Below are 18111 nucleotides of genomic sequence, written 5' to 3'. Positions count from 1 at the left end.
ATCAGGAGTTTTCCGCGGGGCAGCCGATGCCGAACAACCGGCACGTCCAGGACAGCGGCGAGCCATCGTCGTCACCGCCGCCGTCACCGTCCGGCGACGGCGTGGCCGCGCCCACCCGGTGCGTGGTCACCGGCACCGCCGTCCGGCCCGGCGCACCCGCCCGGCCCGCCCCCACCAGCACGACCGGCGCCACGACGTCGGCCGCCGCGTCCGCGGCCACCCGCCACCGCCCGTCCGCGTCGTCGGCGAGCATCGCCAGCACCCGCCGCACCGCCAAGGCATCAGTGCCGTGCCCACCGGGAACCGTCGCACCGGCCAGCGACACCATCACCAGGTCCGCCTCGTCACGGTGCAACACCGACACCTCGGCGACAGCGAGCGACCGCGCGTCCCCGCCGGCCACCCCCACCAGACGCACCGCGTCGCCGGAACGCGCCCGGCCCGCACCCACCGTCCTCAGCAGACACCGCCGTCCGTCCAACGGCACCCCACGCGCGACGGTCACCCACCCCGCCGGCCGCTGCGCCTGCAGGAACACCACCACCGGCGGCGACTGGACCTCGGTCCTCATCACAGACCTCCACAGAAGGAAATGCGGGCGAACAGCCCGCGTACGCGAGAAATTCTGGTCCACACCGGCCCGCCGGACGTCCCCGTACCGGGTGACATCCGGTGTCCACTTCCAGACGGACCCCCGACGTCCACCACCGGGCCGGGACGGACCCCGAACCTCGCCCCACGGCCGGACGCCAGGACCGGCCGGCTACCACCACGATGGAACCAGTCCAGGCGACAACGGCAACACACCGAACCGCCCCGGACACCCAACCCATCGTCACGGCCGCGAGGTTTGCCATGCCCACGCCCGGAGCGTTCCTGATCGCCGACCCGGTCCACGTCGACTCACCGGCGTACGTCGCCGACACGGTGAGCCGGTTCCCGCTGGCCGACCAGACCCCGCCCGACGGCTGGCGCGTCGCCGAACACGGCGGCTGGATCATGTGGCACCCGCCGCAGGCGCAGCTGCCCCAGCAGGGCTGGAAAGTCCACGTCTCGGTGAACCTCGACGACGCCGCCGACGTCCTCGACCTGGTACGCGACCACTGCGTGACCCACCGGGTCGCCTTCAAGTTCCAGCGCAGCTGCCGCCTCGCCCTGGTCAACAACGAGAAGTACGCCCACCGCGCCGGCAGCGGCAAACTCGCCGCCCTCTACCCGGCCGACGACACCGCCCTGCGCCGCGTCCTCGACGACCTCGGCGCCCGCCTCGCCGGCTACCGCGGCCCGTACGTCCTCAGTGACCTGCGCTGGCACGACGGCCCCCTCTACCTGCGCTACGGCGGATTCGCCGAGCTCTGGTGCGTCGACGGCGACCAGCCCGTCCCCGCCGTCACACGCCCCGACGGAACCCTCGTCCCCGACCGCCGCGAACCCGTCTTCACCGTGCCCGACTGGGCCCCCGTGCCCGACTTCGTCGCCGAGCACATCGCCGCCGTCGCCGCTGTCGACGCGCAGACGGACGACGAACCCCCGTACCGCATCGAGGAAGCCCTGCACCACTCCAACGCCGGCGGCGTCTACCGCGCCACCGACCTGCGCGACGGCCGCACCGTCGTCCTGCGCGAAGCCCGCCCGCACGCCGGCCTCGACGGCGCCGGCACCGACGCGCTCACCCGCCTGCGCCGCGAAGAGACCATGCTGCGGCGGCTCGCCGGCCTCGACTGCGTCCCACAACTGCTCGACCGCCTCACATGGTGGGAACACCAGTTCCTGGTCGAGGAGCACATCGAGGGCGACACCCTCCAGCACCACCTCGCCATGCGGCACCCGCTGATCCACCCCGACCCCACCCACCAGGACCTGACCGACTACACCACCTGGGCACTCGACGTCATCGACAAGGTCGAAGCCGCCCTTGCCCAGGTACACGCCAGGGGAGTGGTCTTCGGCGACCTGCACACCGCCAACGTCATGATCCGCCCCGACGGCCGCGTCGTGCTCGTCGACTTCGAACAGGCGTACCTGACCGACGAGGACTTCACCCCGTCACTGGGCGACCCCGGCTTCGCCACACCCCGGATCCGCCGAGGCACCGCCGTCGACACCTACGCGCTCGCCTGCCTACGCCTCGCCGTCTTCGTACCGCTGACACCACTCGCGGCGCTGTGCGACGAGAAGTTCGACGACCTCCTCACGGTCGCCCGACGCTTCCCGCTACCGCCCGGCTACCTCGACCGCATCCGCGACGACCTGCGCACCGCACTGCACCCACCCGCGCCCGGCCGCCGCCGCGTCACCCGCCACCAGTGGTCCGCCGACCCGCGCCAGCTGATCGAATCCCTGGCCGCCGGCATCCGCGCCACCGCCACACCACACCGCACCGACCGGCTCTTCCCCGGCGACCCCGGCCAGTTCCCGCACGGCGGCGCCACCCTCGCGCACGGCGCCGCCGGCGTCATCTGGGCACTCGTCAACACCGGCGTCGACTACCCCGAACGCGACGAACACCTCGACTGGCTCACCCGCGCCGCCCACCGCCTACCCGCCGCCCACCTCGGCCTCTACGACGGCCTCGCCGGCATCGCCGCCCTCCTCGACCGCACCGGACGCCACGACGACGCCGACGAACTGCTCGACCGATGTCGCACCGGCCTGCACCACCGCTACGGCCCCGGCCTGCACAGCGGCCTCGCCGGCATCGGACTCGCCCTGCTGCGCCCCGGCCGACCCGCCCCCGACGACGCCCTGCACATCGGCGACCGACTCGCCCGCACCCTCACCGGCGACACCACGCAACCCGTACCCGAACCCACCCGCCCCGGCCTGCTCCACGGCTGGTCCGGCCCCGCGACCTTCCTCACCCGCCTGCACGAAACCACCGGCGACCCCGCCTGGCTCCGCGCCGCCCGCACCGCCCTGCGCCGCGACCTGCAACACACCGTCCGCGACGACAACGGCAACCTCCACGTACGCGACGGCGCACGACGACTGTTCTACCTCGACGAAGGCAGCGCCGGCATCGCCGTCGCCGCCCACACACTGCTCCGCCACGGCGAACGCCAGTGGCTGCGCGACATCGTCACCACCGTCCGCCGCACCATCGACGTCGAATTCGTCCTGCTGCCCGGCCTCTTCCACGGCCGCGCCGGACTCCTCGCCACCGCCGCCCTGCTCACCGACGACCCACCGCGCCGCGCCACCCCGCACCGCCCCATCGGACTCGTCCGCGACGACGCGCCCCACCACGTCCCCGCGCACCTGACCCGCCTCGCCTGGCACGCCTACGCCCTCGACGGCCACCTCGCGTTCCCCGGCGACACCCTGCTGCGCATCTCCACCGACCTCGCCGCCGGCGGCGCCGGAATCCTCTCCGCCATGCACGCCGCGCTGCACCGCACCGCCGTGACGCTGCCCTTCCTCGACGCGCCCACCCACGTCGCACCCAACGGCCACCTCCTCGCCGCGAGCTGAACCCGCCCGGCGCCCACAGACCCCGTCGGAACCACCGACGGCCAACCCACCACACCCGAAAAGGAGGTGAACCCCCATGACGAAGCTCCTCAACCTGCAGGCCATGGCCACGCAGAACGGCACCCGCCACGCGGTCCCGCCGCAGTCCAGCAGCATCAGCATCGCCTGCTGCAACGGCTGAGACGGCAGTGGCGAACGGGCCACCAGCCCCAGCCACACCTGATCCGCCTGGCGACCCGGGCGGGCGGCCACCGCCCGCCCGGGTCCGTCGTCAACCCGGCCCGGTGAAGCCGGCATCCCGCCCGCCACCACGCACACGGAGCCCCCATGCCGCCCACCGGCCTACGACACAACCGCGACTTCCTCCTCATCACCGTCGCCCGCACCGCGTCGAAACTCGGCACCCAGGTCACCGCCGTCGCCACGCCGCTGCTCGTCCTGCTGACCACCGGCTCCGCCACCGACGCCGGCCTCGTCGCCTTCGCCGAAGGAATCGCCCTGGTCCTCGTACTCCTGCCCGCCGGCCTGCTCGCCGACCGCCGCGACCGGCGCATCCTCATGCTCTGCTGCGACGCCGGCGCGCTGCTCGCCGTCACCGGCGTCACCGTCCTCGCCCTCGTCGGACACGCGCCAGTCCTGCTCATCGCCGTCCTCGCCGCCGCCACCGCCGGCCTCGGCGCCGCGCTGCAACCCGCCGCCGCAGCCGCCACCCGCGCCGTCGTCCCCGCCCGCGACCTGCGCACGGCCACCGTGTTCAACGAGACCCGCAACGGCGTCGTCCACCTCGCCGGCCCACCGCTCGGCGGCTTCCTGTTCGGCCTCGCCCCGGCACTGCCGTTCCTCGTCGACGCGCTCTCCTACGCCGTCTCCCTGGCCGCCGTGGCCCTGCTGCGCGGCCCACTCGGCCGGTCGGCGACCACGCCGGGGGAGTCCCTGCCCCGGCAGGCCGTCGCCGGGGTCCGGTTCCTGTGGCGGCAACCGTCGCTGCGGTTCACGCTGCTCTGCGGCGCCGTCCTGAACTTCGCGTTCGCGGGCGTCCTGCTGGCGATCATCGTCGTGCCGGTCCGCAACGGCGCCTCCGGCCTGTCCGCCGGAACCGTCATGGCATGCGTCGGCCTCGGCGCCGTCGCCGGATCACTCGTCGCGTCCTGGCTGACCGCCCGGGTACCCACCCGCTGGCTGATCCTCGCCGTCGTCTGGGCCTGCGCCGTGCTGACCGCCGCGATGGCCACCACCGACAACGGACTGGTCCTCGGTGCGCTGGCCGGCGCCTGCGTCCTGGTCGTACCGGCCGCCAACATCAGCATGCTGACCCTCCAGACCCTGCTCACCCCCGGCGACCTGCAGGGGAGAGCGAACGCCGCGACCAGCTTCATCGCGCTGATCGTGGCGCCGTTCGGCCCGGCCCTGTCCGGCCTGCTGATCGACCGCGTACCGGCGCCGGTGGTGTTCGGCAGCTTCGCGGCCGTCATGCTGGCGCTCGCCGTCGGCGCGGCCGTCGCGCCCGCCGTACGCGCCATGCCCGACCTGCGGGCCGTCGAGGAAGCCCCGGAGCCCGGCGAGGCCGAGCGCCGCGACCCGCAGCCGGTCTGAGCTGATCTTCGTACCGGCAGGCAGGGGAGAGGTGCTGGTCTTTCCGGGGACGTTCGGATGATCACGAGAGCGCCTCGCCCGTGCCACCATGTAGGGCCCCTCCCAGGACAGGCCACAAGGGACGAGGTGCCGGCATGGAGCTGCGTAGGAGCCGAGAGAAGCTGTGGAGGGGCCTCACGGTCTTCGGAGTCGGCGTGCTCCCGCTGCTGTACCACACTTCCGCGTCGACCGGACGATGGATCCTTCTCGGCCTCTGGCTGGTGTCGGCCGGCTTGTTCGTCGCCTACCAGCTCAGGCCGTTCCGGTTCCGCATCGGAGCCGACGGACTGGATCTGCGGGTCGCCGGGCTCAACCGGCTCGTGGCATGGGCCGAGATCGACGCTGTCGTGCTCGACCAGCCGCTACCGTCCCGTGGCCGGAACCAGAGAGCCGCAAAGGTGCTGCTGGTGCCGGCCACCGCCGCGACGATCGACCATCCGCTCACCAGCCGGAGCCCGGTCGACGGGCGGCCGGCCCTGAAGCTGCTCGACCTCGATCAGGTGCGGCAGCCGGCGGACGACGTGGCGGACGCCCTGGCCCGGTTCGGGGCAGGGCGATTCGCAGACGTCCGGCAGCAGGCCCCGGAACTGTCCGACGACGCGGATACGCCGGACACGGAGGCCCTGACGTTGTTGGCCGACCTGACACCGCGAGTCCAGAAGGCGCTCGACTCGGGGCAGGTGTCGCAGCGGCAGGCGGTCAAGGCAGAGGTGGACGCGGCACTCGCGAGACTGCAGGCCGGAGGTCACCAGCCACGGCTGGCCGCGCTTCTGAAGGTCATGTCGGACACCCTCGGCGAAGACGTAAAGCCCTCCTGAGCCGCGATTCGATAATGCACATTATGTCAAGTAGAGCTCCGGCGCGCCTCCCCGGACGTCCTCGCGAGGCGGCTGACCTTCCGGGGCTTGGAGGTCCGGCCGGCTGCCCCGTCGCACCGCACACCTAGGCGCGGCCCGCCGACGCCGCACTCTCAACCCATCCACCGCTCCGGCGATCATGAGGTTGGCGGCGACAAATGGGACAGCATCCGCGGTCAACTTCATGATCGCCGGAGCAGAGAGGGCACCGGCCCCTTTCACCGCCCTCCCTGCTCCGGCCGAGTGCCGACAGGTGTGGCTGCCGCCGCCAGTACGCGGATGTGGCTGCATCGGAGCGCCCGGGTTGCCGCCACCTCGGCGTAGTGGAGTTGATCATCGACTGAGCGGGCCGCGCTCCCCCTCGAAAGGACCCCCTGACGGGAACGCGAGAATCATGCATAATATCCCTTATGCATGACAAACCGGACGAAACGGTAGGCGCTCTGATTGAGGAGTTCCTGACCGCCCGGGCCACCCGCAAGCCCTCCCCCCACACCTTGGCCGCGTACCGGAGGGATCTGACCGCAGTGGCCGAGCTGATCGCCGCCGACGGCGACGCCACTCCCCTCCCCCTGGACCGGGTCGCGGTCAGCTCCCTCTCCCCCAGGGTCATGCGCGCGGCGTTCGCGCGGTTCGCCGCTCCCCGCGCGGCCGCCTCGGTCCATCGTGCCTGGTCGACGTGGAACAGCTTCTTCACGTTCCTGGTGGCCGAGGGCGTCGTACCGGGCAATCCGATGCCGGCGGTGGGGCGGCCCCGTACGCCGCTTCCCCGACCCAAGCCGCTCCGGGGCGAGGACACCCCGGAGGAGCTGCTGGCGGCGGTGGCCCGGGCGGAGGGCCGGCAGCGTGACCCGTGGCCGGAGCGCGACCTGGCGGTGCTGGCGCTGGCGTTGTGCGCCGGGTTGCGCCTGTCGGAACTGCTGGCGCTGCGGGTGTCGTCGGTGGCGGGGCGCGACGGCGAGCGGCGGGTGGACGTGGCGGGCAAGGGCGGGCGGCCGCGTACGGTGCCGATCGAGGATGCCGTGGACCGGGTGCTCACGGGTTATCTGGACAGCCGGCGGCTCCGGTTCGGGGCGCGCAGTGTGCGGCCGGACTCTGCGTTCCTGGTGGACCGCCAGGGTGAGGCGTTGCGGCGGGGTGGGCTGCAGTACCTGGTGGAGTCGTGTTACCGGCGGGCGGGCATCGGTGACCGGGTGCCCCGGGGCGCGCGGTTGCACGCGCTGCGGCACACGTTCGCGACGCGGTTGGCGGAGGACGGGGCGAGCGCGGCGGAGATCATGCGGTTGCTGGGGCATGCGTCGTTGGCGTCGTCGCAGACGTACATCGAGGTGACGGCGGGTCAGCAGCGGGCGGCGGTGGCGGCGAACCGCACCAATCGGGCGTTGTCGGGGTTGGCGCCGCGGCGGTGAGGGCCGCGCGGCGGTCTGCCGGGCTGGCAGGATCGGGCGGATGCGGGTGGGTGTGGCGCGGGCGGTGGCGGCCGGGTGGGTACGGGAGCGGATGCGCGTCGATCCGGCGATCGAGGGGGCGTTGTTCAGCGGGTCGACTGTGGGGTTGCCGGACGACGCGTTGTTGCCGCCGTGGTCGGACGTGGACGTGTTGCTGGTGCGCCGGGAGCCCGGTGCGAAGGTGGGCAAGTTCGTGTATCGGGGGGTGCTGCTGGAGGTCAGCACGATCACGTGGGCGGAGTTGGGCGGCCCGGAGGATGTGCTGGGGTCGTGGGTGTTCGCGCCGATGTTGCGTACCGATGGGGTGATCGCGGATCCGTCGGGCCGGTTAGGCGCGGTGCGGGAGCGGGTGGCGGCGGCGTTCGCGGATCCGGTGTGGGTGCGGGCGCGGTGTGCGGGTGTGCGGCGGCGGATCGAGGCCGGGTTGCGGGCGGTCGACGCCGAGCGGCCAACCGCGGAGCAGGTGTTGGCGTGGGTGTTCCCGACGTCGTTGCTGGCGGTGTGGCCGGCGGTGGCGGGGCTGGTGGATCCGACGGTGCGGCGGCGGTACGTGCGGGCGGAGCGCGTGTTGTCGCGGTTCGGGTTCGCCGATCGGTATCCGGGGTTGCTGGACACGCTCGACGGCGGCGGGGTGGGGTTGGATCCGGCGCGGGTGCGGGCGCATCTGGCCGGGTTGGCGGTGGTGTTCGACGAGGTGGCGCGGTTGCCGCGGGAGGGGTTCGCGTTCGGGGCGGATCTGGGTGCGGCGGGGCGTCCGGTGGTGTTCGACGGTGCGGTTGAGCTGATCGGGGCGGGCCGGCATCGGGAGGCGATGTTCTGGATGCTGGTGACGTACGCGCGGTGTCATGTGGTGTTGGGCACGGTGGCACCGGAGCGGGAGCGGGCGTTGCGGCCGGCGTTCCAGGCGGTGCTGGCGGATCTGGGTGTGGCGTCGGCGGCGGATCGGCGGCGGCGGGCGGACGGTCTGCTGGCGGCGTTGCCGGGGTGGCAGGCGGTGGTGGATGCGGTGGCGGCGGAGGCTGTGGCAGGCTGAGGGGGAACGCGACTGGCGGCACGGGGATGGGTGAACCATCGGGGAGCTCGTCGTGGGGGTCGACCGCCTGGGCCCCTGCGGGCGAGGTGTCGTATGTCTTCTGCGCGGTTGTTGCCGGGTGCTCCGGTGGCGGAGCGGGTGTTGTCGGAGGTCGCCGCGTCGGTGGCCGAGTTGCGTGCGGCGGGGGTGACGCCGGCGCTGGCGACGGTGCTGGTGGGTGACGACGACGCGAGCGCGGGTTATATCCGGATCAAGCAACGCCAGGCGGCGGAGTTGGGTTTCGTGTCGCCGCACGTGCATCTGCCGGCGTCGGCGTCGCAGGCGGATCTGCATGCGGTGCTGGCGGATTTCAACGCGGACGCCACGGTCCACGGGGTGCTGGTGCAGTATCCGATCCCGGGTCATCTGGACTACGACCGGGCGTTGGCGGTGCTGGATCCGGACAAGGACGTGGACGGGATGCATCCGGTGAACATGGGCCGGCTGGCGTTGGGGTTGCCGGGTCCGTTGCCGTGTACGCCGGCGGGGATCGAGGCGTTGCTGGCGTTTCACGGTGTGCCGGTGGCGGGGCGGGAGGTGGTGATCCTGGGCCGGGGTGCGACGTTGGGTCGGCCGCTTGCGATGTTGCTGGCGCAGAAGCGGCCGACGGCGAACGCTGCGGTGACTGTGGTGCACACGGGGGTGGCGGACTGGCCGCGGTACACGCGGCGGGCGGAGATCCTGATCGCGGCGGCGGGGGTGCCGGGGATCGTGCGGCCGGAGCATGTGCGTCCGGGTGCGGTGGTGGTCGGTGGTGGGGTGCGGTACGAGGGGCGGCGGTTGTTGCCGGACGTGGACGAGTCGTGTGCCGAGGTGGCGGGTGCGATCACGCCGCGTGTGGGCGGGGTGGGTCCGACGACTGTGGCGATGTTGTTCCGTAATGCGGTGGAGGCGGCGCGGCGGCAGGCCGGGCTGGGTTGAGCGTCAGCCGAGGTCGACGACGAGGGGCCGGTGGTCGGAGATGGTGGCCAGCGGTGTGTGGACGGCGGTGACGGGTGGGAGCCGGTCGAGGGCGTGCCGGTCGGCGAGGATGTGGTCGAGTTGGACGCGGGGTTGCCCGGCCGGGTAGGTGGGGCGGCGGGCGAGGGGTCGCCAGCGGGTGAGCGCGGCGGCGGGTCCGGCGGGCAGGTTGAGGTCGCCGAGCAGGATCCGGGGTGCGGGCAGGGTGCGCAGGGCGCGGATGACGCGGCGTAGTTGCCAGATGTTCCAGCCGGGGACGAAGGACAGGTGGGTGGCGGCGACGGTGAGGGGGCCGTGGGGGGTGTCGAGGACGGCGGCGAGCACGACGCGGGGTTCGTCGCGGAGCAGGATGAGGCCGCCGCCGGGTCCGGGTGCGTAGATGGGTGAGCGGACGGGGGCGGCGCGTAGGCGGGTGACCTGCCAGGAGCGGACGGGGTGGCGGCTGATCAGGCCGATGCCGTAGAGGGGTTCGCCGTGGCCGTCGTCGTCGTGGGTGAGGGGGCGGAACTGTTCGCCGGGGGTGCCGACGACGGCGGCGGCGAAGCGGTGGTGGTCGGCGTGCAGGGCGCGGGCGGCCAGGGCGGTGAGGTCGAGTTTGCCGCTGCGGGTCTGGTCGCGGTCGACTTCCTGGAGGGCGAGGACGTCGGCGTCGAGGGCGGTGACGGCGGCGGTGAGCCGGTCGGGGTCGACGAGTCCGTCGGTGAGGGATCGGCCGTGCAGCAGGTTGAAGGTGGCCAGGCGCACCTGGACACCCTACGTCGTCGTGGCAGTCTTGCCGGGTGCTGAGGCTGTTGTGCTGTTCGATGCTGGTGTTCGTGGCGGTGGGGTCGGTGGGGGTGTGGTTGCGGCGTCGTCGGGGCCGGTGAGGCTTGCCACAGGTGGCGTTGTCGCTGGTGGCGGGGTGGGCAGAATGCGGCGGTGGATGCCCTGTCGTTGACGACGTTGCTGACCGCTGCCCTTGTCGCGGGGTGGGTGGACGCGGTGGTGGGTGGCGGTGGTCTGTTGTTGTTGCCGGCGTTGCTGGTGGCGGCGCCGGGTGTGCCGGTGGCGACGGCGTTGGGCACGAACAAGCTGGCGGCGATTTTCGGTACGTCGACGGCGGCGGTGACGTATGCGCGGCGGACGAAGCTGGACTGGGGTGTGGCGGGTCCGGCGGCGGGGTTGGCGGTGCTGACGGCGGGGTTGGGTGCGGCGCTTGCGGGTGCGGTGCCGGGTGGCGCGTACCGGCCGGTGGTGCTTGTGGTGCTGGTGGCGGTGGCGGTGTTCGTGATGGCGCGGCCGTCGCTTGGTGTGGTGTCGTCGCCGCGGCGCACGCCGGGGCGGGTGGTGGTGGCGGTGGCGGTGGCCGGGTTGGGCATCGCCCTGTACGACGGGTTGATCGGTCCGGGCACGGGCACGTTTCTGGTGTTGGCGTTCACGGCGATTCTGGGTTCGGATTTCGTGCACGCGTCGGCGATGGCGAAGGTGGTGAACGCGGGTACGAATCTGGGTGCGCTTGTGGTGTTCGGGTTGACGGGGCACGTGTGGTGGGCGTTGGGTGCGGCGATGGCGGTGTGCAACGTGGTGGGGGCGGCGGTGGGCGCGCGGATGGCGTTGCGGCGGGGTGCGGGGTTCGTGCGGGTGGTGCTGCTGGTGGTGGTGCTGGCGTTGGTGGCCCGGTTGGGTTACGACCAGTGGTTGGCGGGCTGATCGCGGTGGCGGTGCGGGCGGAGCACGATCGGGCGGTGCTGGCGGGTCTGCTGGGCCGGGATCCGGTGTTGCACGCGTACCAGTTGGGTGATCTGGACGATTTCTTCTGGCCGTACACGTCGTGGTTCCGGCGTGGCGACCAGGTGGTGTTGCTGTATCACGGGGTGGAGTTGCCGACGTTGCTGGCGTTCGCGGCGCCGGATCGGGTGCCGGAGTTGGCGGGGTTGCTGGCGGAGGCGGCGCCGGTGTTGCCGGCGCGGATGTGGGCGCACCTGTCCCCCGGGCTGGAGGCGGTGGTGGGCCGCTGGTTCGTGGTGTCTGAGGCGGCGGCGCATCACCGGATGGCGTTGACGGATCCGGGTCGGTTGGCGGCGGTGCCGGCGGTGGGTGAGCCGTTGGGGCCGGCGGACGCGGCGGAGCTTTCCGGGTTGTACGCGGTGGCGTATCCGGGGAACTGGTTCGATCCGCGGATGCTGGACACGGGCCAGTACGTGGGGGTGCGGGAGCGGGGCCGGCTGGTGGCGGTGGCGGGGGTGCACGTGTTCTCGCCGCGGTGGCGGGTGGCGGCGTTGGGGAACGTGACGACGCATCCGGACGTGCGGGGTCGGGGTCTGGGCGCGGGGGTGGTGGCGGCGTTGTGCGCGCGGCTGCGCACGTCGGTGGATCATGTGACGCTCAACGTGCGGGCGGACAACGCGGCGGCGGTGCGGCTGTACGAGCGGTTGGGGTTCTCCCGGGTGGCCGGGTTCACCGAGTGCGCGTTGACGTCAGCGGCCGCGGCTGGGTGAGTCGAATCGGCCGGCGCGGATCTCGCGCAGGGCCCGGCGGCGGGTGTCGCCGCGCAGGGTGTCGACGTAGAGGCGTCCGCGCAGGTGGTCGGTCTCGTGTTGCAGGGCGCGGGCGAGAAAGCCGCTGCCGGTGACGGTGAGGGGTTCGCCGTGCTGGTCGTAGCCGTGGGCGGTGGCGTGCAGGGCGCGGGGGGTCGGGAAGTACAGGCCGGGGATGGACAGGCAGCCCTCGTCGTCGTCCTGGAGTTCGTCGGACAGTTTCAACGTGGGGTTGATCATGTGGCCGCGCCGGCCGTCGGCGTCGTAGACGAACACCTGGGCGTTGACGCCGATCTGGGGCGCGGCGACGCCGGCGCGTCCGGGTGCGCCGAGCAGGGTGTCCATCAGGTCGGTGACGAGGGCGCGCAGTTCGGCGTCGAAGCTGGTGACGGGTTCGCTGGGGGTGCGCAGCACGGGGTCGCCGATGATCCGGATCGGGCGCATAGTCATGTCCGGAAGGCTATCCGTTGCTTACCGCGCGGTGGGGGGCACCCGCCGGGGCGGCGACGCTCGTAGGGTGTGCGGACACCGACGCTGGGAGGCCGCCGCATGTATCCGCCGATCGAGCCGTACGCCCACGGGATGCTGGACGTCGGGGACGGGCAGCGCGTGTACTGGGAGACGTGCGGCAATCCGGACGGCCGGCCGGCGCTGGTGGTGCACGGCGGCCCGGGTTCGGGCGCGGGCGCGGGGTGGCGGCGGCTGTTCGACCCGGCCGCGTACCGGATCGTGTTGTTCGACCAGCGTGGCTGTGGGCGCAGCACTCCCCTGGCGTCGGATCCGGCCACGGACCTGTCGGTGAACACCACCGGGCATCTGCTGGCCGACATGGAGGTGCTGCGCGCGCACCTGGGGATCGGCAGGTGGCTGCTGTGCGGCGCGTCGTGGGGGTCGTCGCTGGCGCTGGCGTACGCGCAGCGGCACCCGCAGCGGGTCACCGCGCTGGTGCTGTTCAGCGTGGTCGCCAACACCAGCCGGGAGATCGAGTGGTTGACCCGGGACATGGGCCGGGTGTTCCCGCAGGAGTGGGCGCGGTTCCGTGACGGGGTGCCGGAGGCCGACCGCGACGGTGACCTGTCGGCGGCGTACGCCCGGCTGCTCGACGACCCGGACCCGGCGGTGCGGGAGCGGGCGGCGCGGGACTGGTGCGACTGGGAGGACGTGCACGTGTCCCTCGCGGGCGGGTACGCGCCGGATCCGCGGTTCGCCGATCCGGTGTTCCGGTACGGGTTCGCCCGGCTGGTGACGCACTACTTCGCGAACCGGGGTTTCCAGCCGGACGGGCAGGTGCTGCGCGACGCGGGCCGCCTGGCGGGGATTCCGGGGGTGCTGGTGCAGGGCCGGCTGGATGTCAGCGGCCCGCCGGACATCGCGTGGCTGCTGACCCGGGACTGGCCTGATGCGCGGCTGGAGATCGTGGAGTCCGGCGGGCACGGCGGCGGGCACGGCATCAGCGAGCGGGTGGTCGCCGCCCTGGACGCCTTCGCCGCCGGCCGGTAACCGCCGCGCACGGCCGCTACCGGCCGGCGGAGCCGCCGCGAGCGGGCCGGCCCGTCAGCCGGCGAGCAGGGCGCGGATCGGGGCGGCTTTGGCGGCGGCCTCGGCGACCTCGGCGGCCGGGTCGCTGTCCCAGGTGATGCCGCCGCCGGCCCACAGGTGCAGCAGGTCGCCGTCGGCGGCGGCGGTGCGGATGGTCAGGCCCAGGTCGAGCCGGTCGGGTCCGACCCAGCCGAGCGCGCCCATGCTCGCGCCGCGTCCGACCGGCTCCAGCGCGGCGATCTGCGCCAGCGCGGCGCGTTTGGGCGCGCCGGTGACCGAGCCGCCGGGGCAGACCGCGCGCAGCAGGTCGGCCAGGCCGAGGCCGTCGGCGGGCGCCGCGGACACCGTCGACTCCGCCTGCCACAGGTCACACCAGCGGCGTACGGCGAACAGCTCGTCGACGCGCACCGAGCCGGTGCGGGCGACGCGGGCCAGGTCGTTGCGTTCCAGGTCGACGATCATGACGTGTTCGGCGCGTTCCTTGGCGGAGGCGAGCAGCTCGCGGCGGCCGGCGGGGGTGGCCGGGCGGGTGCCCTTGATGGGGCGGGTGACCAGGCGGCCGTGTTCGACGGCGATGAGGGTTTCCGGGGAGGCGCAGCCGAGCGCCCAGCCGGGGCCGTGCAGGGTGCCGCCGTAGCGGGCGCCGGGTAGCGCGGCGAGGCGGGCCAGCGCCGGCCGGGGGTCGCCGGTGTACGGGGCGGCGGCGTGGCCGACGAGGTTGGTCTGGTAGACGTCGCCGCGGGCGATGGCGGCGCGGACCGCGTCGACGGCGGCGGCGTGCGCGGCCGGGGTCCAGCTGTCGCGCCACGGTCCGAGCCGCCACCGGGTGTGGGCCGGTGGCGGGGTCGGCGGGGGCCGGTCGGTGTGGTGGTAGACGACCACGACCAGGTCGGGCAGCGTCGGCGCGGGGCTCGGCGCGCCGGGCGACACGCCGAGGGTGTACGCGCCGGCGGCGGCGGACAGGTAGAGCGCCGCGCCGCAGACCGCGTCGTCGGGGTCGTGGCGGCCGGGGCGGGTCAGGTCGTCGCGGGTGACGCCGTGCGCGGCGAGGAAGCGTTGTGCCAGGTCAGCGGGGTCGCCGCCGTCGGTGGCGGACCAGTTCAGGCGGGCCGTCTCGACCAGTCGGCGACGGCATCCGGGCGGGGCGCCGGGGGTATCGACCTCCACCTGTGGGAGCGCTTCCACAACGTCTGGCCCGTTACGGGTCATCCGTTCAGCCCATTCTCGGTGAACAAGACGCATCCTTGCTCGTTGCCGCTCAGTTTTCCTTGGTACTGTGCGTCACTGGTCATGTGAACCATGACACAGTGCCCCCACAGTCCGGAGAACCCGATGTGTCAGCACCAGCCCACCTGCCCCTCCGCCGACGCGACCGACCGCGAGGCCGCCCGCGTCCTCGCCTGCTTCCCTGAGCAGGGCTGGAGCCTGCTCTGCAACGGTGTCATCGTCTTCGAGGACACCGGTGAGCTGCTCCCCGACGGACGCACCATCGCCCCGCACCGGGGTCCGGCCCGTCACGCTCTCGTGGCCTGAGCCATCACGCAGCGTCAGTGAGCGTACGCGCCGGTCATGACCGGCCGGCGCGCCGGCCGGGGCGGCGAGAGCCCACCGCCCCGGCGTTCGCCGCTCAGTCCTCGAACGCCTCCGGCGCGGGACACGAGCAGACCAGGTTCCGGTCGCCGTACGCGCCGTCGACGCGCCGCACCGGAGGCCAGTAGCGGCCCGCCCGGTCCACGCCCGCCGGGTAGGCGCCCACCGACCGCGGGTACGGGTGCGGCCACTCGTCGGCCGACACCATCGCCGCGGTGTGCGGCGCGTTGGACAGCGGGTTGTCCCCCGCCGGCCACTCCCCCGAGCCGACCTTGTCGATCTCCGCCCGGATCGCGATCATCGCGTCGCAGAAGCGGTCCAGCTCGGCGAGGTCCTCACTCTCGGTCGGCTCCACCATCAGCGTCCCGGCCACCGGGAACGACATCGTCGGCGCGTGGAAGCCGTAGTCGATCAGCCGCTTCGCCACGTCGTCGACGCTCACGCCGGTGGCCTTGGTCAGCGGACGCAGGTCCAGGATGCACTCGTGCGCGACCAGGCCCTTGTTGCCGGCGTACAGCACCGGGAAGTGGTTACGCAGCCGCGCCGCCACGTAGTTCGCGGCCAGGACGGCCACGCCGGTGGCGCGGGCCAGCCCGTCGGCGCCCATCATCCGCAGGTACGCCCACGGGATCGGCAGGATCCCCGCCGACCCGTGGTTGGCCGCCGAGATCGCCGGCCGCCCGTCGGCGCGGGCACCGAGGGGGTCGCCGGGCAGGAACGGCGCCAGGTGCGAACGCACCGCCACCGGCCCGACGCCGGGGCCGCCGCCGCCGTGCGGAATGCAGAACGTCTTGTGCAGGTTCAGGTGCGACACGTCCGCGCCGAACCGGCCCGGCTTGGCGAACCCGACCAGCGCGTTGAGGTTCGCGCCGTCGACGTACACCTGACCGCCGGCGTCGTGGACCTTCGCGCACAACTGCGCGATGCCGGTCTCGTACACGCCGTGTGTCGACGGGTACGTCACCATGATCGCGGCGAGCGCGTCCCGGTGCTTGTCGATCTTCGCGTCGAGGTCGACCAGGTCGACGTTGCCGTCGGCGTCGCAGCCGACCACCACGACCCGCATGCCGGCCATCACGGCGGACGCGGCGTTGGTGCCGTGCGCCGACGACGGGATCAGGCACACGTCGCGGTGGGCCTCGCCGCGCTCGCGGTGGTAGCCGCGGATCGCCAGCAGCCCGGCCAGCTCACCCTGCGACCCGGCGTTGGGTTGCACGCTGACCGCGTCGTAGCCGGTGACCTCGGCCAGCCAGCCCTCCAGCTGCGCGATCAGCTCCCGGTACCCGGTGGTCTGCGCGTGCGGCGCGAACGGGTGCAGGTGCGCGAACTCCGGCCAGGTGATCGGTTCCATCTCGGTGGTGGCGTTGAGCTTCATCGTGCACGACCCCAGCGGGATCATGCCGCGGTCCAGCGCGTAGTCGAAGTCGGCCAGGCGGCGCAGGTAGCGCAGCATCGCCGTCTCCGAGTGGTGGCTGTGGAACACCGGGTGGGTGAGGAACTCCGACGTGCGGGCCAGCCCGTCCGGCAGGGCTGCGTCCACCTCGCCGTCGAACCCGTCGACGCCGAACGCCGCCCACACCGCCTGCAGGTGCGCGGGCGTGGTGGTCTCGTCGCAGGAGATGCCGACCCGGTCGGCGTCGACCAGCCGCAGGTTCACGTTGCGCGCCGCGGCGGCGGCCACCACGTCGGCGGCCCGGCCCGGCACGGTCGCGGTGACGGTGTCGAAGAACGCGACGTCCGCGACCTGAACGCCGCCGGCGCGCAGCCCGGCCGCGAGCCGCGCCGCCGCCTCGTGGGTACGCCGGGCGATGGCGCGCAGCCCGTCCGGGCCGTGGTAGACGGCGTACATGCCGGCCATCACGGCGAGGAGCACCTGCGCGGTGCAGATGTTGCTGGTCGCCTTCTCCCGCCGGATGTGCTGCTCGCGGGTCTGCAACGCCAGCCGGTACGCCGGGTTGCCGTCGGCGTCGCGGGACACCCCGACCAGGCGGCCGGGCAGCATCCGCTCCAGCCCGGAGCGCACCGCCAGGTAGCCGGCGTGCGGGCCGCCGAAGCCCATCGGCACACCGAACCGCTGGGTGGTGCCGGCGGCGATGTCGGCGCCGATCTCGCCCGGCGGGCGCAGCAGCGTCAACGCCAGCAGATCCGCGGCGACGGTCACCAGCGCGCCCACGCCGTGCGCCGCGTCGACCAGTGCCCGGTCGTCGCGGACCGCGCCGGACGCGCCCGGGTACTGCAGGTGCAGGCCGAAGAACTCCGCCGGCAGCTCGTCGCGCTCCACGTCGATCACCCGCACGTCGATGCCGAGGGGCTCGGCGCGGCTGGTGATCACCGCGACGGTCTGCGGCAGCGCGTCGGCGTCGACCACGTACACCGGGCTCTTGCTCTTGGACGCGCGGCGCGCGAGGGTCATCGCCTCGGCCGCGGCGGTGCCCTCGTCGAGCATCGAGGCGTTCGCAGTGGCCAGACCGGTCAGGTCGGTGACCATGGTCTGGAAGTTCAGCAGCGCCTCCAGCCGGCCCTGGCTGATCTCCGGCTGGTACGGCGTGTACGCGGTGTACCAGGCGGGGTTCTCCAGCACGTTGCGGCGGATCACCGCCGGGGTGTGCGTGCCGTGGTAACCCAGACCGATCATGGACACGGCGACGGTGTTGCGGGACGCGAGGGCGCGCAGCTCGGCGATCGCCTCCCGCTCACTGGCCGGGGCGGGCAGGTCCAGGGTGCCGTGCCAGCGGATCACCTCGGGGATCGCGGCGTCCATCAGCTCGTCGACGGAGCCGTAACCGACGGCCTCCAGCATCCGGCGCTCGTCGGCCGGGCCGGGGCCGATGTGCCGGTCGGCGAACTGCTCTGCGGTCATGCGCTGCGCTCCTTGGGGGGCGAGGTCGACGGGTCGGCCTCCCCCTGAGTCGCGCTGACGCGCTCCACAGCGCCTGCCCACGTGGTCCTTTTGCCTGAGAGGTTCCGGGGAGAATCTGCCCCTTCGGCGCCGCCGGGATCGGCGGTCTCTCCCACGTGGGTGGTAC

15 protein-coding genes and 1 riboswitch are annotated in these 18111 nt (G+C 73.2%); of the genes, 10 read left to right on the top strand and 5 right to left on the bottom strand.

Annotated features, from left to right (window positions below; all coding sequences use genetic code 11):
- Window position 1 precedes the first annotated feature (1 nt).
- A complete protein-coding gene (locus O7542_RS10200) occupies window positions 2–571 on the bottom strand; it encodes a hypothetical protein (protein ID WP_069089645.1) in 570 nt (189 codons plus the stop codon).
- A 284-nt stretch (window positions 572–855) separates the two neighbouring features.
- On the opposite strand from O7542_RS10200, the gene lanKC reads away from it, so the two are divergent.
- The 6 genes from lanKC to O7542_RS10170 all read left to right on the top strand — a co-directional run bounded on the left by lanKC (window position 856) and on the right by O7542_RS10170 (window position 9401).
- Window positions 856–3471, top strand: a complete 2616-nt coding sequence (lanKC, locus tag O7542_RS10195) for a class III lanthionine synthetase LanKC (protein ID WP_281606094.1) — start codon at window positions 856–858, stop codon at window positions 3469–3471.
- 327 nt (window positions 3472–3798) lie between these two features.
- A complete protein-coding gene (locus O7542_RS10190; RefSeq protein WP_281606093.1) occupies window positions 3799–5064 on the top strand; it encodes an MFS transporter in 1266 nt (421 codons plus the stop codon).
- Window positions 5065–5198: 134 nt separating this feature from the next.
- The gene (locus O7542_RS10185) at window positions 5199–5921 is read left to right on the top strand and encodes a hypothetical protein (protein ID WP_281606092.1); all 723 of its coding nucleotides are present in this window, start codon (window positions 5199–5201) and stop codon (window positions 5919–5921) included.
- Between the two features lie 449 nt (window positions 5922–6370).
- Complete coding sequence (locus tag O7542_RS10180) at window positions 6371–7369, top strand: tyrosine-type recombinase/integrase (protein WP_064445953.1); 999 nt, start codon at window positions 6371–6373, stop codon at window positions 7367–7369.
- Between the two features lie 139 nt (window positions 7370–7508).
- Window positions 7509–8441 (top strand): hypothetical protein, encoded by a 933-nt coding sequence (locus tag O7542_RS10175; RefSeq protein WP_281606459.1) that lies wholly within the window; start codon window positions 7509–7511, stop codon window positions 8439–8441.
- 93 nt (window positions 8442–8534) lie between these two features.
- The gene (locus tag O7542_RS10170) at window positions 8535–9401 is read left to right on the top strand and encodes a tetrahydrofolate dehydrogenase/cyclohydrolase catalytic domain-containing protein (RefSeq protein ID WP_043324007.1); all 867 of its coding nucleotides are present in this window, start codon (window positions 8535–8537) and stop codon (window positions 9399–9401) included.
- Window positions 9402–9404: 3 nt separating this feature from the next.
- Here the strand turns inward: O7542_RS10170 and O7542_RS10165 are convergent, their stop codons facing one another.
- On the bottom strand, window positions 9405–10184 hold the full coding sequence (locus O7542_RS10165; RefSeq protein ID WP_064445950.1) for an endonuclease/exonuclease/phosphatase family protein: 780 nt from the start codon (window positions 10182–10184) through the stop codon (window positions 9405–9407).
- A gap of 174 nt (window positions 10185–10358) precedes the next feature.
- On the opposite strand from O7542_RS10165, the gene O7542_RS10160 reads away from it, so the two are divergent.
- On the top strand, window positions 10359–11129 hold the full coding sequence (locus tag O7542_RS10160; protein ID WP_176722890.1) for a TSUP family transporter: 771 nt from the start codon (window positions 10359–10361) through the stop codon (window positions 11127–11129).
- Window positions 11114–11917 (top strand): GNAT family N-acetyltransferase, encoded by an 804-nt coding sequence (locus tag O7542_RS10155; RefSeq protein WP_281606091.1) that lies wholly within the window; start codon window positions 11114–11116, stop codon window positions 11915–11917. The genes O7542_RS10160 and O7542_RS10155 overlap by 16 nt, the downstream gene beginning before the upstream one ends.
- Here O7542_RS10155 and def read toward each other — a convergent pair.
- Window positions 11897–12406: a peptide deformylase gene (gene def, locus O7542_RS10150; protein ID WP_281606090.1), complete on the bottom strand. Its 510-nt coding sequence runs from the start codon at window positions 12404–12406 to the stop codon at window positions 11897–11899. The two genes, O7542_RS10155 and def, sit on opposite strands and share 21 nt — an antisense overlap.
- 99 nt (window positions 12407–12505) lie before the next feature.
- On the opposite strand from def, the gene pip reads away from it, so the two are divergent.
- Window positions 12506–13456, top strand: a complete 951-nt coding sequence (pip, locus tag O7542_RS10145) for a prolyl aminopeptidase (RefSeq protein ID WP_210868784.1) — start codon at window positions 12506–12508, stop codon at window positions 13454–13456.
- A 54-nt stretch (window positions 13457–13510) separates the two neighbouring features.
- On the opposite strand, the gene O7542_RS10140 is transcribed toward pip, so the two are convergent.
- On the bottom strand, window positions 13511–14704 hold the full coding sequence (locus O7542_RS10140; RefSeq protein WP_281606089.1) for a chorismate-binding protein: 1194 nt from the start codon (window positions 14702–14704) through the stop codon (window positions 13511–13513).
- A gap of 123 nt (window positions 14705–14827) precedes the next feature.
- On the opposite strand from O7542_RS10140, the gene O7542_RS10135 reads away from it, so the two are divergent.
- Window positions 14828–15028 carry a DUF5999 family protein gene (locus O7542_RS10135; RefSeq protein ID WP_013286363.1) on the top strand — a complete coding sequence of 67 codons (201 nt, stop codon included), beginning with the start codon at window positions 14828–14830 and terminating at the stop codon, window positions 15026–15028.
- A 94-nt stretch (window positions 15029–15122) separates the two neighbouring features.
- Here O7542_RS10135 and gcvP read toward each other — a convergent pair whose 3' ends face one another.
- On the bottom strand, window positions 15123–17945 hold the full coding sequence (gcvP, locus tag O7542_RS10130; RefSeq protein ID WP_281606088.1) for an aminomethyl-transferring glycine dehydrogenase: 2823 nt from the start codon (window positions 17943–17945) through the stop codon (window positions 15123–15125).
- Between the two features lie 72 nt (window positions 17946–18017).
- A riboswitch (glycine riboswitch) is annotated at window positions 18018–18109 on the bottom strand.
- Window positions 18110–18111: the final 2 nt, after the last annotated feature.

Origin of the sequence: Micromonospora sp. WMMC264 (assembly GCF_027497275.1) — a bacterium.
Classification (GTDB): domain Bacteria; phylum Actinomycetota; class Actinomycetes; order Mycobacteriales; family Micromonosporaceae; genus Micromonospora; species Micromonospora chalcea.
The sequence above is the reverse complement of the archived record's forward strand: the minus strand, read 5'-3'. Positions and strand labels throughout refer to the sequence as shown.